The sequence below is a fragment of the Rothia mucilaginosa genome (assembly GCF_049990865.1).
Classification (GTDB): Bacteria; Actinomycetota; Actinomycetes; order Actinomycetales; family Micrococcaceae; genus Rothia; species Rothia mucilaginosa_I.
The window spans coordinates 1344934-1359612 of record NZ_CP188231.1 but is presented as its reverse complement, the minus strand read 5'-3'; the positions used below and the strand labels follow the sequence as shown (position 1 = coordinate 1359612).

At 60.8% G+C, this 14679-nt stretch carries 11 protein-coding genes; 9 read left to right on the top strand and 2 right to left on the bottom strand.

What is annotated here, in order from left to right; translation table 11 throughout:
- Positions 1–2 precede the first annotated feature (2 nt).
- Entirely contained in the window at positions 3–1730 is a 1728-nt protein-coding gene (locus tag ACP3RB_RS05300) for a serine/threonine protein kinase (protein ID WP_426698724.1), read from the bottom strand.
- Positions 1731–1944: 214 nt separating this feature from the next.
- On the opposite strand from ACP3RB_RS05300, the gene ACP3RB_RS05295 reads away from it, so the two are divergent.
- Positions 1945–2313 carry an Rv2175c family DNA-binding protein gene (locus tag ACP3RB_RS05295; RefSeq protein ID WP_060823681.1) on the top strand — a complete coding sequence of 123 codons (369 nt, stop codon included), beginning with the start codon at positions 1945–1947 and terminating at the stop codon, positions 2311–2313.
- 146 nt (positions 2314–2459) lie between these two features.
- On the opposite strand, the gene ACP3RB_RS05290 is transcribed toward ACP3RB_RS05295, so the two are convergent.
- A complete protein-coding gene (locus tag ACP3RB_RS05290; protein WP_426698723.1) occupies positions 2460–3692 on the bottom strand; it encodes a polyprenyl synthetase family protein in 1233 nt (410 codons plus the stop codon).
- 185 nt (positions 3693–3877) lie between these two features.
- Here ACP3RB_RS05290 and dinB point away from each other — a divergent pair, with 185 nt between their 5' ends.
- From dinB to ACP3RB_RS05250, 8 genes are all read left to right on the top strand, one after another.
- Positions 3878–5308: a DNA polymerase IV gene (dinB, locus tag ACP3RB_RS05285; protein WP_426698722.1), complete on the top strand. Its 1431-nt coding sequence runs from the start codon at positions 3878–3880 to the stop codon at positions 5306–5308.
- A gap of 304 nt (positions 5309–5612) precedes the next feature.
- Positions 5613–6014 (top strand): DUF3040 domain-containing protein, encoded by a 402-nt coding sequence (locus ACP3RB_RS05280; RefSeq protein WP_049337555.1) that lies wholly within the window; start codon positions 5613–5615, stop codon positions 6012–6014.
- Positions 6015–6607: 593 nt separating this feature from the next.
- Entirely contained in the window at positions 6608–7039 is a 432-nt protein-coding gene (gene mraZ, locus ACP3RB_RS05275) for a division/cell wall cluster transcriptional repressor MraZ (protein ID WP_005506565.1), read from the top strand.
- 101 nt (positions 7040–7140) lie between these two features.
- Positions 7141–8205, top strand: coding sequence for a 16S rRNA (cytosine(1402)-N(4))-methyltransferase RsmH (rsmH, locus tag ACP3RB_RS05270; protein WP_426698721.1), 1065 nt, complete (start codon positions 7141–7143; stop codon positions 8203–8205).
- 20 nt (positions 8206–8225) lie between these two features.
- Positions 8226–9224 carry an amino acid ABC transporter ATPase gene (locus ACP3RB_RS05265; RefSeq protein ID WP_426698720.1) on the top strand — a complete coding sequence of 333 codons (999 nt, stop codon included), beginning with the start codon at positions 8226–8228 and terminating at the stop codon, positions 9222–9224.
- A gap of 62 nt (positions 9225–9286) precedes the next feature.
- Positions 9287–11152 (top strand): peptidoglycan D,D-transpeptidase FtsI family protein, encoded by a 1866-nt coding sequence (locus tag ACP3RB_RS05260; RefSeq protein ID WP_426698719.1) that lies wholly within the window; start codon positions 9287–9289, stop codon positions 11150–11152.
- Between the two features lie 168 nt (positions 11153–11320).
- Entirely contained in the window at positions 11321–13066 is a 1746-nt protein-coding gene (locus tag ACP3RB_RS05255; RefSeq protein WP_426698718.1) for a UDP-N-acetylmuramoyl-L-alanyl-D-glutamate--2,6-diaminopimelate ligase, read from the top strand.
- Positions 13059–14678 carry a UDP-N-acetylmuramoyl-tripeptide--D-alanyl-D-alanine ligase gene (locus tag ACP3RB_RS05250; protein WP_426698717.1) on the top strand — a complete coding sequence of 540 codons (1620 nt, stop codon included), beginning with the start codon at positions 13059–13061 and terminating at the stop codon, positions 14676–14678. The genes ACP3RB_RS05255 and ACP3RB_RS05250 overlap by 8 nt, the downstream gene beginning before the upstream one ends.
- Position 14679 lies beyond the last annotated feature (1 nt).

The following is a 14679-nucleotide window of genomic DNA, read 5'->3' as shown; positions in this document are numbered from 1 at the left end:
CGCTAGAAGGTCAGGAACGCCTCAACGTTACGCCACCACTGCGACTGCACCAGCGAGGTCGCAAGCCACCAACCGGTAAAGCTTGAACCCATACCCAGCAGGATCAGCGCCAGGGCCCAACCGCCCACAGCCATACCCGAAGGCGGAGTCCTAAACTGCTTGGCGGGTAGGCGAGGATCCTTCTGCGCAGACTGCTCGGAATCATCAGAAGTACCCGCAGACTCCTCCGCCTCAGATGCGCTCGCCGAGCCCTTAGCCTTCGAACGTCGCGACTCCGAAGGGCTCAACGAACGCTCGGCATGAATCGGTGCGTACTCGCCGTGAGCTGAGATGAACTCCTGCTCCGTCTGTGGACCAATGCCAACGGACTGAGTCAGCGGGCCCTTCGCGGCGGATGCGCGGCGGCCCATGAACGAGCCCAGGCCACGCTTGCCGGTTTTACCCGTTGCACCATCTTGCTCCTGGTCAGCCTCAGAGTCGTCATCATCGGAGGTGGAACTCACCAGCGGCGGAATACCCTGGCGGTTCAGCACGGAGTCCTCAGCGTCCACATCGGCAAGGTGCACGCCCTGACCGGTTGCCGAGGTATCGTACACGAGGCTGTCGGGGGAGTACACATCGTACGCCAGCAGATCGCGGGCATCGCTAAAAGCACTAATCGGGGTGTTGCGGACCATCTGTGCGGCGCCGCTACGCTCCGCAATATCGGCAACAGCCTCCCAGAGGGGAAGCTCCGGCTCCGGGCACGAGGGGGCACGCCAGGCACGCTCGGACTCACCCAGCGACTCAGAAATCTCCAGCAGAGCCGTAAACAGCTCGGTCGCATCCTCCGGGCGGGCGTGAGGCTGCTTGCGGGTACACCACGAAATCAGCCCCGCAATATCGCGGTCCGCACCCGGCGCAACATCGGTCAGCGCGGGCATCTCAATGTTGGCGTTGTGGTAGAGCACCTGCTGGTCATTCTCCAGACCCACAAAGGGCAGACGACCTGAAAGCATGCGGTACATCATCACGCCGAGCGCAAAAATATCGGCCTGCGCGCCGACCTTCACCTTCGGGTCCAGGACCTCCGGCGCAACGTAAGCGGGGGTACCCATGGGGGCGCCCGCATCCACCTGATCATCACGGCGAGAAAGACCGAAGTCCGTGAGCTTCGCCTGGCCGTTAGCGTCCAGCAGAATATTGCCCGGCTTAATATCGCCGTGCAGGTAGCGGTTCGCGTGCACCTCCGAGAGCGCCTCCACCACCGGAATGAGGATATCCAGAGCCTCACCCAGGGACAGAGCATTACGCACACGCAGCAGCTGACTCAGGGTGCAGCCGTGCACATACTCCAAGACGATGTACATGACCATCTTGCCCGAAAAATATTCGGTACCCGAAGAAATCACGCCCACCGTATGCCCGCCGCCACCCACCTGGCGCATCGAACGCTCTTCGCGGTGGAACTTCTGGCGGTTCGCCGCATCCTCAGCCAGAGCGGGGGAGAGGACCTTGAGCGCGACCGGGTTATTCGACCACAGGTCCAACGCATAATACACCTCGCTCATGCCGCCGCGGCCAATGAGCGAACCCACCTGGTAATGACCCTCAATAATGGCGCCACTGAGCCACTGCGAAGAACCGATAGCGGTATCAGAGGCAGCGGGACGAGTGGCGGGAGGAACAGAAGTATTAGAAGAAGAACGAGGGTTCACGGGAGAAATCCGGCGCGGGCTGGGAGTATTCATACGTCTCAACATTTTAGCCCGCCCACCTGGAGAGACGCGATGCCACAGGGGGCCTGGCAGGTGAACACTCAGCGAATTCTTAAGAAGCGCAGGTGGACCCGGCTCCGGCTCACGAACCGCGGCAGCGCACAATAACGAAAGAAGCCGGGAGGGGCACCGAAGGCGCGGCGGGTCAAAAGTGGTAAATACGTGCCAGCTCTGGCACTCTTAAAAGGTGACTAACGAAAATATTGCTCAGACCTTCGCCCTCGTCGGCGATTGGGTAACTATCCCCGAAATTGCGCAGGCCCTCGACCTGAAGGTGACCCGCGTACACAACCTGATTTCTGACGGTACGCTCATCGCACTGCGCGACCCGGAAACCAACGTGCGCAAGGTACCCGCACTGTTCCTGAACGGTTCGCGAGTTCTCGAATCCCTCAAGGGCACCCTCGTTGTCCTGAAGGATTCCGGCTTTAGCGATGAAGAAGCCATCGTGTGGCTGTACACCAACGATGAGTCCCTGCCCGGCCGTCCCATCGACGCACTGATCGACGGTCGTAAGACTGAAATTCGTCGCCGTGCGCAGGCACTGGCTTGGTAATACTAGCTTGGTAACACCGGCTTGGTAGCGCCTGCTAGGTGGCACCTACTTGGTGACACCGATCCGGCACGATAGCTCAATACGTTGAGGCGGCATACTCCGGTATGCCGCCTCAACTATTTAACGTCTATAACTGTAGTGACCTTCTATGCCTTACGGCGCAGTGCACGGCCCACAATATCGGTCAGCGCCGCGTGCACCAGCTCGTCCAGGTTCATCGCCTCCAGCGTCTCAAACACAGCCTGAGACTTCTGCCCAATCAGCTGCTCATGCTTGGCGAAAGCACCCGAAGAAACCATCAGCTCACGGATGCGCTCCACCTGCTCGTCACTCAGATCAGGGTCGCCCAAGCTATTGTGCAGAAGCGCCGCATCCTTCTCATCGAGGGCGGCGGAGGTGAGCGCCACCAAGACGGTACGCTTACCCTCACGCAGGTCATCGCCGGCGGGCTTACCGGTTACCTCGGGCTGACCGAAGACGCCCAGCTCGTCATCACGCAGCTGGAAGCCCTCACCCAGCGGCAGACCAAACGCGCGGTAACCGACAAGTACCGGGTGCTGCTCGCTCACAGCACCGGCGCCGTTCTCCAGCGCGGTAGCCTGCAGAGCCAGAGCGCCACCAATCGTGAAGGGGTGCTCGCACGAGTACTTGGCGGACTTGAAACGAATCACGTTCAGGGCACGCTGCAGAGCCGCCTGAGCATCCTCGGTTTCGAGAACCTCGGAGTAGACGTCCAGGTACTGACCCGCCAGAACCTCGGTGCGCATCCGGTCAAAAATAGTGCGTGCGGGGGCGCCGTAGATTACCCCCTCACCCAGGGACGCGAAAACCTCGGCAGACCACGCCAGGGTCAGATCTCCCGCAAGAATACCGCCGGTCAGACCGTAGTTGAAAGCATCACCGCGCCAGCTATTCTGCTCGTGCGCCGCCTCGAAACGCTTGTGCACGGAGGGAGCGCCGCGGCGGGTATCGGAGCGGTCGATAATGTCGTCGTGAATCAGCGCGGAGGTCTGGAACAGCTCCACCGCCATGCCCGCCTTCACAATGGACCAGGACGCGCGGTTCTCGGTGACGGGTGCGCCTCCGGCACCTCGCCAACCCCAGTAGCTCAGCAGGGCACGCAGGCGCTTGCCGCCGGTGGAGAGGGACTCAATAGCCTCAAGCAGGGGTAGAGTTTCGGCAGAAATGCTCTCGAGTAGCTCGCGCTGGCGGGTAAAAAACTCAGCCATGAGAGTGTCAAAAGCGTGCAGGTAGGCTCGCTGCTCTTCAGCAATACGCTCAGCGAGGTGCGCAGAAGCCGCCGGGATATTCGGTGCCGCTACGGTGAGGCTCTCGGTCGCCTGGGGAGTGGGTGCTCCGGAAGGAGAAGGGGGAGTCATACTATCCTCGCTGAAGGTCGCTGTGTACGGTCCTGATGGGGTGCGGTGTGCACTTCTTCTAGCTTAGTGGAGAAAAGCCCAAGAGAACGCATTTACGAACATGTTTACGATGGATTGCCTCTATTTTTCGTAGAAATGTGCTATATTTTCGGTAGGTGGGCGTAGAAGCTATGAGAGGAGGCGACATGGGGCAGGCACGAACCGGCAAGAGCAACGGTGCAAAGAACGGCGGCGCAAGGAACAGTCGCGTCATTATGCACCTGGACATGGACGCTTTCTTCGTCAACGTCGAACTTCTCGAAAACCCCGCTCTGCGCGGCGAACCCATTATCGTGGCGCCCCTGGGGCCCCGTTCGGTCGTCTGCTCCGCCTCCTACGAGGCGCGCGCTCACGGAGTGCGCTCCGGCATGCCGCTCAGCCGCGCCCGGAACCTCAGCCCCAACGCCACCGTCCTGCCGCTGCGCGGCGACTACCGGCACTACTCCCGCGCCGTCATGGCAATCCTGAACGATCTGAGCCCCTACGTTGAACAGGTTAGCGTGGATGAAGCCTTCGTGGACCTAACCGGCGCATATCTGCACGGCCAAGACCCCGTTGCCCTGGCGCAGCGCGCTCGCGACCGCATCGCGCAGGAACTCTCCCTGCCCTCCTCCGCGGGGGTTGCGCCCAATAAACTACTCGCCAAAATGGCCTCCACCGGTAGTAAACCGAACGGGCTGTGGGTCATCCCGCCCGAGCGCGTTCAAGAATTTCTTGACCCGAGAAAAGTTTCCGACCTGTGGGGTGTGGGCGCGAAAAGTACCGGGCAGCTCTCCCGATACGGTATTCACACCATCGCCCAGATGAGGTCAATGAGCCTGGACTGGCTCAAAGAACGCTTTGGCACCGCCCAGGGTGAGCACCTTTGGGCCATGGCGCGCGGCATTGACGAACGCCCCGTGATCACCGAACGCGAAGAGAAAAGCATGGGCGGTGAGCATACCTTCGAGACGGATACGACCGATGCTCGGAAGATTAGTGCTGCTATTCGGGAGCTGAGCCTCAAGCTGGGAAAACGCCTGCGTGCCGCCGGGAAACTCGCCGGAGGGCTCAGCCTCAAAATCCGCTACAGCACCTTCGAAACGCACACCCGCGCTATTGCCCTGAACGTGCCCGTAGACTCCGGTATGCAGATTGCTTCCTTAGCGTTGGAAGCACTGCGCGCAGACGGAATCTTGGTAGGGCAGGATGCACCCCGCGCCCTGCGACTCATCGGAGTGCGCGCCGAAAAACTCGCCCGCGCAGAAGACGGGGTGCAACAAACCCTCTTCGACTCCATCGAGAGCGGGGCAAGCTCACGCTCCGCACAAACCGCTTCCGCACAAACCAGCTCGGCAAAAATCGGCTCCGCACAAACTGCCTCTGCGCAACGAGGCGGCGGCGGGGGAGCGGGCAATAGCCTGGGGTCTGGTGCTCGCCTCGTGAAAAGCGGCAGATGGTCCGAGGTGGAGCACGTCATGGACGCCATTCACCGCAAGTACTCGCAGGAAAGCCTCAAACCCGCCTCCGGAGTTGCCGCGCCTGAGAAGAATATCGAAGAGAAGAATATCGAAGAAAAGAGCCACGATGAAAAATAGCTGAGGGGCAACAACTGGGGAGTCGATACAGCCTGGGCCATAGCATGGTCAGCGGCTATATCGCAGCCGGTTACTCGTAAAGTGCGGGTGAGGAACACCTCCGCGGAAGGCGGGAGAAAGACATAAAGAGCTTCTGACCGAAAAAGAATGCGCCAACCCCACCCGGCGCGGTACGATGGGAAGCATACGACCCATACGACCGGCAAGAAGCGCTCACCGCGCCAGCTGATACACTAGCTAACCCGGTTCTAACCCGGTTGATACCGACGTCATCTTGAGCAAAGACACCTCAAAGGAGAAAACGATGGCACTGTCCGAGCGTGAACAGAAGGTTCTGGACCAGCTCGAAGAACTCATGAGCAATGAGGATCCGCACTTTGCCTCCTCCATGTCTTCAACCGGCAATACTGCGCCGGTCTTTAGCGCTCGCCACTTGGCTCTCGGTATTCTCTTCGTTCTTATTGGCCTGGGCATTATTATTGGTGCGGTCGCATCTAACATGATTTGGCTGGGTGTATTCGGCTTCCTCTTTGCGGCCGGTGGCGTGTACTTCGCAACCACCAGCAAGAAGACCCCGGTAGATTCCTTCCTCGGTGGTAAGGCAGAAGGTGCAGCCCGTGTGCGTCAGCGCGAACAGAAGGAGCGGTCTTCGTTCATGAACCGCCTGGAAGACCGTTGGGATGAGCGTAATAACGGTCAGCTCTAAAGCGTTCAGTTCTAAAGCATTCAGGGTGCAGAAGCTTCGCGGCTCATCTCATAGGGCTGACCCCCGATGCGAGAATCTCAAAACTCAAGACTGACTCAATACTGATTAAGCGGAGGTAAGAATTCTCTTACCTCCGCTTTTTCTATGCCCGAAGAACTAGTGACTATACCCGAACTAGCGAGTATGCCCGAACTGATGAGAGACGGAAGTATGAGGGGCTGGTGAGCGGAGCACGCCAAACCCCGAAACTAACCCCCTGAAACTAGCCCCGTCATTGAGTCTGGGTATGGCAAGCATGATGAGGGTGGAGCACTGAGCACACACGCCCGAAGCTGTGTAGAAGCTGTGCGTCAGCGTTAAAAATGCAGAAGAGAGCATAAAAACACTAAAAGATACTCTGCCGGGTGGGGTAGGTGGTGGAAAGTGGGGTAAAGTGGAGAGGAAAGCTGAAAGTCAGTCCTATCGCCGTGCCCTCAAACACGCGGCGGAGGCGCCGGCCCGGCACACCCCGCCACCGGCACCTACAGGATTCGTGGAGCAACCCCGCTCCCGCAGACTTTAGCGCAACGGCACACATCGGGGAGGTGAAGTGAATGTTCCTAGGTACCTACTCACCACGAATGGACGCCAAAGGACGCATCATCCTTCCCGCCAAATTCCGTGAGGAACTCTCAGCAGGCCTCGTTCTGACCCGCGGTCAAGAACGATGCCTGTACGTTTTCCCCGCCGCAGAATTTGAACGCATCCACGAACGGATGCGCACCGCGCCCCTGCCGGGACGAGCCGCCCGAGACTTCCTGCGAGTTTTCCTCTCAGGAGCCTCCGACGAACTGCCCGACAAGCAGGGACGCATCACCATCCCGCCGATACTGCGCCAATACGCAGGACTGACCGACAATCTCGTCGTCATCGGATCCGGAACCCGCGCAGAAATCTGGGATGCAGCGGCCTGGGAAGAGTACCTCGCCCGCACCGAAGCTGAATTCGCTGCCCTCGACGAGGACCCGTTCAGCCCGCTGCTCTAACCGGCATCCCGCCGACGCGACGGCTACCGCCCCGGCATCTCTAGCACCCGCACCACTCTTCCGTAAGCCTTCCCGCAGGACAAACTCTCACAGGAGCACCCATGAGCGTAGAACACGCCCCCGAAACCGGTACGACCGCCTCCGGCGCTGCCGCCAAGGTGACCGGCGCATCCGTTGAGAACCTCTCCCAGCGTGAAGCCAGTGAACGCCACGTGCCCGTCATGCTGGACCGCTGCATTAACCTGCTGGCACCGGGCATTGAGCGCGCCGTCGAGGAGCGAGGCACCGCCTACGTCATTGATGGCACCCTCGGTATGGGTGGCCACTCTGAGGCTCTGCTTGAACGCTTCGAAAACCTTGTGCTGATTGGTATTGACCGCGACCTGCAGGCACACGCCATCGCCGGTGAGCGCCTGGCACGCTTCGGCGAACGCTTCGTGCCCGTCCACGCCGTCTACGACGAAATTGACCGCGCCATGGAAACCGCCGGCGTGCAGGGCATCGACGGCATCCTGATGGACCTGGGCGTCTCCTCCATGCAGCTGGATGAACGCACCCGCGGCTTCGCCTACTCCTACGATGCGCCCCTGGACATGCGCATGAACTCCGAAGACGAGCTCACCGCCCGCATCGTCGTTAACGAATACAGTGAAGACCAGCTGCGCCGTATTATCCGCAACTGGGGCGAAGAGAAGTTCGCATCGCGTATTGCCCGCGCCATCTGCACCGCCCGCGCCAACGCACCCCTGGAAACCACCGGTGAGCTCGTACGTATTATTCAGAAGGCTGTGCCCGTCGCCGCGCAGCGCACCGGCGGCCACCCCGCCAAGCGCACCTTCCAGGCGTTGCGCATCGAAGTGAACCACGAGCTTGAAGCCCTCGAACGCGCCGTACCGGCAGCCCTGGAGGCGCTCAACCTCGGCGGCCGATTCGTCGCCATGAGCTACCACAGCCTCGAAGACAAAATCGTCAAGAGGGCACTGACCGCAGAGGCAACCTCCAAGGCGCCTAAGGGCTTCCCGGTAGAGCTTGAAGAGCACAAGCCCACCGTCAAAATCATTACCCGAGGCGCCGAACCGCCTACCGACGAGGAAATCGAACAGAACTCCCGCGCCGCCAGCGCCAAGCTGCGCGCCGCCGAGAAGATCCGCATCCCCGCCAAGTAGAAGACAGAAAGCGAAGAAGAGTGAGCACCCAGCACGCATCCCAGCGCCCCACCCGCACCCAGGGCGCCCCGCGGAGTCGACGCGCCGGTTCCTCGCGCCCTGCCGCCGGCACCCCCGGCGCCGTTGGCTCTACCCGCGCATCCTCTACTGGCTCTACCGGCGGCTCTACCGGGGCGAGCCGCGCCTCCACCCGAGCCCACTCCGGCCGCACCCGCACCGCGCGTCTGGAGCCGGTCACCGCCTCCCAGCCGGTGGTCCGCCCCGCCAGTACCGCTGCTTCGCACGGCGGTAAGCGCACCTCAACGAACGCAAGCCGTGTTCCCTCGAGCGTCCGTGCGGCAGCCCGCACCGAAGAGACCCGAGAAGAGAAGCCTAAGCAGCGTAACCCGCTGTCCACTGTGCGCCGCCGAGCACGTAAGCTCAGCCCGCCCACGATGCTCGCTGTCTTCGCGGCAATCCCGCTGACCCTGATCTTTATTCTGCTGCTCAACGTGCTGATTGTGAGCCGCCAGTACGACATGGTGGATTTGCGTGCGCAGGAGCAGCAGCTTGTGCAAGAAAACCAGGCGCTGCAGCAGGAGATTGGCTTCAAGGAAGCCCCGCAGGATTTGGCGATTCGAGCAAGTACCCTGGGTATGTTTGTGAGCTCTTCGCAGGCGACTCTGAACCTGCAGTCCTCCACGATTGAGGGCACGCCCGCCCCGGTGGCAAGCCCGACCGGTGCTGAAGGGTCTAAGCAGGAGAACCTGATTGCGCCTCCGGCGGCCGGCTCGAACGAAAGCTACGCCAAGGGCATTGTGGAGGCTGACAAGTCTGTTCAGCAGCGACACAGCCAGGCGAGTGCTGCGGCTAAGGCGTCTGCAAGCGCCTCGGCAAGCCCCGCTCAGCAGGCTAACCCCGCTCAGCAGGCTAACCCTGCACCGAGTGCACCTGCTAGCCCCGCCGCGTCCGCCGCACCGAGCGCCGCTCAGCAGCCCAGTCCTGCCGCTAGCCCCGCGGCAAGCCAGGCTACACGATAAACACCATTGACCACAGGATGCGTAGCATCACCGATAGACTAGACCAGCGAAAGGACCACCGCATGAGCTCCGACGCGCGTAAGAACGCGAACGAATCGGCATCCGGTCAGCCGGATCTGACCCGCCGTGGCTTTGTTGCAGGTGCCGCTGCCACCTGCGCTCTGGGCGTTATCGGTGCGAACCTGTTTATCCGCCAGGGTTTTGACCCCGGTGCGGTGGCGAATGCGTCCCGTCAGAAGCGTCTGCGCTCGCAGGTGTTGCCTGCTGTGCGCGGTCAGATTCTCGATATCAACGGCAACGTTATGGCGCGTACCGTGCAGCGTTACAACCTGACTGCTGATCAGAGTGCCGTGGCGACCTTCAAGCGTTACAACGAGGACCGCACCCAGAAGGTTGAGGTCACCCCCAACCAGCTGGTGTACGAGATGGTCGATATTCTCAAGACCGTTGATCCGGGCATTACCGACGAGTTCATCAAGTCTAAGCTGGACGGCACCTCCAAGTACTCGGTGATTAAGGCAAATATCACCCCGGAGATTTTCAATAAGATTGATGCGCTGGGTGCGCCCTTCATCTACGGTGAGGCGTTCTCCCAGCGCCTGTACCCCAACGGCAGTGTGGGTGGCTCCGTGGTCGGCAAGTACAACATTGTTGAAGAGGCTGACGGCAACGGCAAGGGCGGTACGGTTTCGCGTAACTTCTCGGTGGGCATTGAGCGTGTCTTCGAGAAGGAGCTTGCCGGTACCCCCGGTGAGCGCACCTACGAGATTAGTGCTGATGGTGTGCGTATCCCCGTGGCGAAGGAAGAGCAGCGCCTGGCGGTGGACGGTAAGAATATTCGTCTGACCATTAACCGTGACGTGCAGTATTTTGCGCAGCAGGTAGTGCGTGCCCGCGCTGAGGAGCTGAAAGCTGAGTGGTGTACCGCCATTGTTATGGATGTGCGTGACGGCTCGATTTTGGCTCTTGCTGATTCCTCCACGATGGACCCGGGTGCGGCAACCATTGAGGATGCGGCGGATATGACCCCGCGCGCTATTTCGCAGAACGTGGAGCCCGGTTCGACCGAGAAGATGCTGACTTCTTCTGCGTTGATTGAGCAGGGCCTGACGACTCCGACTAGTGTGTATGATGTGCCCGCGACCCTCACGATTGACGGCCAGACTTTCAAGGATGCGTTTGAGCACGGGGCGCAGCGGCGTACTTTCTCGGGCATTATTCATGACTCGATGAACACCGGTACGGTGCTGGTCGGTCAGAAGCTCAGCAAGGAAGAGCGCTACAACTGGTTGAAGAAGTACGGCGTCGGCGAGTTTACCGGCATTGAGCTGACCGGTGAGGAGCAGGGTATAATCGCTGATTGGCGTGATTGGGATGGCCGTCAGCAGTACACTGTGCTGTTCGGTCAGGGTGTTGCGCAGACTCCGCTGCAGACCGCCATGATTTTCCAGGCGCTGGGCAATAAGGGCGTTCGTCTGAAGCCGCGCATTGTGGACGCGATCATTGACGCCGACGGTACCGAACATAAGCGTGCCGTAGAGCCTGGCGAACGCATGGTCAGCGAGGAGACTGCCGCTTCCTGCCTGACTCTCATGGAGAATGTGGTGGAGCAAGGCCACGCCCGTCCGGCGAAGGTGACCGGCTACCGCGTGGGCGGTAAGACCGGTACTGCGGAAACTCCGAGTGAGAAGGGCGGCTACGACGGCAACACGACGTCCTTTATTGGTGTGGCGCCGATTGAGAACCCGCAGTTCTTGGTGGCGGTGACCATGCAGCGTCCTGAGGGTAGCGTGGGTGCGAACGGTACGACGGCTGAGTTCTCCAAGATTATGGAGAAGACCCTGCACACCTATAATGTGCCGCGTTCTACCGGAGAGCCGGATCTGATTCCGATTTTTGCTGAGGACAGCCCCAATAAGACGGGCTAAGGGCAGACGGGGGAGAGGCGCCCGGTAGCTGATTCGTGATGAAGAAGCCCCGGGACTGAACACCTGTCGAAGCCTAAAGCCCGTAGAATATTGAATGACCCTGTGTGCCTTGAGCGCATTGACCATACAGAGCTCACCGCTTCGGACAGCGGAGAGGAAAGAAGGACGATGGATACCGCATCTCACGCACCCGGCCAGAACCTGCTGGGCGGCGACGCTCAGACTCTGCGCCCGAATTCTGTGCGCCCGGTGAGTTTGGCGCACCTTCGCGAACATCTGCAGGGATTGGGTGCTCAGGTGAGTTCCCAGCCGGTTAGCGGCGTTCAGGGTTCTGAATCCGGTGATTCTGTTGAGGTTACCGGTATTAGCATGGACTCCCGAGGTGTTCGCCCGCAGGACCTGTACGTGGCTCTGCCCGGTGCTAAAGTGCACGGTGCGCAGTTCGCTGAGGGTGCGTTGAAGCTGGGCGCTTCCGCTATTTTGACGGACGCTGCCGGTGCGCAGCTGCTGGGTGAGGCGCCGGTGCCTGTCCTGGTGACGGAGAACCTGCGCGAGTACGTGGGTCCGTTGGCGGCGCTGATTTATGGTTCGGCGTCGTTCCCTGATACTCACCGATATGCGGTGACCGGTACGAACGGTAAGACCACCTCCACCTACATGCTGGAGTCGGTGTTCCGCACCGGTTTGGGTGTGAAGACCGGTCTGATTGGCACTATTCAGATTCTGATTGATGGTGTGTCGGTTCCTTCGAAGATGACCACCCCGGAGTCTCCTCACGTTCATTCTCTGCTCACGATTATGGGCCAGCAGCAGGTGCGTTGCGCGGCGATGGAGGTGTCCTCGCACGCGATTGATTACCACCGTGTGGACGGTGTGAAGTATGCGGTTGCGGGCTTCACGAACCTGACTCAGGACCACCTGGATCTGCACGGCACTATGGAGCATTACTTTGAGTCGAAGGCTCAGCTGTTCACCCCTGAGCGTGCTGAGCTGGCTGTGATTACTGCTGATGACAAGTGGGGCGAGAAGATGTTCTCCACCGCTTGCGAGCAGATGGGTGCTGAGCAGGTTCACCGTCTGGTGACTGCCCGCGGTGCCGGTCTGGCTGAGGTGCCCGCAGAGTTCGGTCCCCGCGACTGGGCTGTGGTGAAGGTTCAGCGTGAGGGCCTGGGCCACCGCTTCCACGTGGCTAATGGTGCCGGTGAGAGCGTTGAATGTTACACCGGCCTGCCCGCTGACTTTAACGTTTCGAATGCTGCGCTGGCGGCTCTCATGGCGTACCTGGACACTGACTCCGCTGAGCGTGAGCGTCTGCTGCCCGAGCTGGCGTCCGGTGCGGCTCTGACTCCGGTGGTTCCGGGTCGTATGCAGCTGATTTCTTTGGCGCCGCACGCGATTGTGGACTTCGCCCACAACCCGGACGGTCTGACCCGTGCCCTGGAGGCAATGGACCGCCCCGGTGAGGGTAAGGTCATGATTGTTTTCGGTGCGACCGGTGAACGTGACCAGCTCAAGCGCCCGATTATGGGCGCGATTGCTGCGCAGTACGCGGATATTGTGGTCGTGACTGATGACGACCCGCACGGTGAGGCACCCGAGCCGATTCGTGCCGCCGTTGAGGAGGGTGCGCAGAAGGCTGAGAACCGCCGAGCCACCCAGATCCTGAATATCGCTCCGCGTGCCGCCGCTATTGAGGCGGCAATTGCCCTGGCGAGCGAGCACGATGCCATCCTGATTGCTGGCCGCGGCCATGAAACCGAACAGGATGTTGACGGCGTGGATATTGCCCTGGATGACCGCGTTGAAACCGCCCGTGCCCTGCGCGCGCACGGCTTCGAGATTCTGCCTGATTACCAGCGCATGCTCGATGAAAGTGACTCTAAGACCGCTGAAGGTATGGTGAAGAATGATTAAGCTCAGCGCCGCCCAGATTATTGAGGCAACCGGCGGCACCGCTATCGGCCTGGATGGCCGTGAGGAGCAGGTGTTCGCAGACTTCGCCACCACCGACTCCCGCGAGGTGCAGACCGGTACCCTGTTCGTGGCGAAGCCCGGCATGGTCACTGACGGCCACAGGTTCATCCCCATGGCGTTTGAGAAGGGTGCGACTCTGGCACTGGTCGAGCGTGAGGTACTCGACGAGCAGGGTGTGCCGTACCCGAGCATCCAGGTGCCCGATGTGGTGCTGGCGATGGGCGATTTGGCGCGCTACTCCATTGAGCAGATGCGTGCTCAGGGTGAGCTGACCGTTATCGGTATTACCGGTTCTGCCGGTAAGACCACCACCAAGGACCTTCTTGCCGCCATTTTCACCCCGGAGGGCCCGACTGTTGCCCCGGTTGGCTCCTACAACAGTGAGGTGGGCGTGCCTCTGACGGTGTTCCGTGCGGATGAGTCCACCCGCTACCTGGTTATTGAGATGGGTGCGGACCACGTGGGTAACATCGAGTACCTGGCGAATATTGCGCACCCCGATCACGGTGCGATTCTGAAGGTTGGTACCGCGCACGCTGGCGAATTCGGCGGTGTGGACAATATTGAGCGCACTAAGGGTGAGCTGGCTGAGGGCGTTCAGCCGACCGGTTCCCTGGCTCTGAACGCTGACGATGAGCGCGTGTTGCGCATGGCGTCGCGTTCGGTTGCCCCCATTACTTACTTTGGCGTGGGTGAGAAGACCGACGCGAACGGTCAGCCCTACGAACGCTACGTGGCGGCGCTGAACCTGCACACCACCGACGCTGGCTGCCCCGAGTTCACTCTGCGCCTGCCCGACGGTAGCGAGTACGAGATTTCCTCGCAGCTGATCGGTGAGCACCATGTGTACAACCTGCTGGCTGCGGCGACGATCGCCTACAACAGCGGTATTTCGGGCGAGAAGATTGCTCGCGCGCTCAACAAGGCGGCGGCAGCTTCGAAGTGGCGTATGGCCCGCACCGACCGTGCCGACGGCGTGACTGTCATTAACGACGCCTACAACGCGAACCCCGAGTCGATGGCGGCTGCACTGCGCACTCTGGCGCAGCTGGGCCGCACCGTTGACCCGGCGACCGGTCAGCCGCACCGCACCTGGGCTGTTCTGGGTGCCATGCTGGAGCTCGGTGACGCCTCCGTGGAGGAGCACGACCGCATCGGCCGCCTCGTGGTGCGCATGAACATCTCCAAGCTGATTGCTGTGGGTGACGAGACGAAGCCCATCTACAATGCGGCTCACCTGGAAGGTTCTTGGGGTAATGAGGCGACCTGGGTGAAGACCCCGGAAGAGGCAGAGCAGATTCTGCGCGCTGAGGTTCGCCCCGGCGATATTGTGCTCTTCAAGTCCTCGAACGGCGCGAAGCTGGGCATTCTGGGCGACCAGGTTGCTTTCGCCGAGTACACCTTTGGCGCTGAGGAAGAGCAGGCACCGACCTGGCTTTCTGCCGGTGACTTCGTTGAAACCACCGATTTGAGTGACCACCTTGCCGCTCACCTGGACGGTGCCGCTAACGGCGACCGTACCTCGACCGAACAGACCACGAACGAAGGGTAGC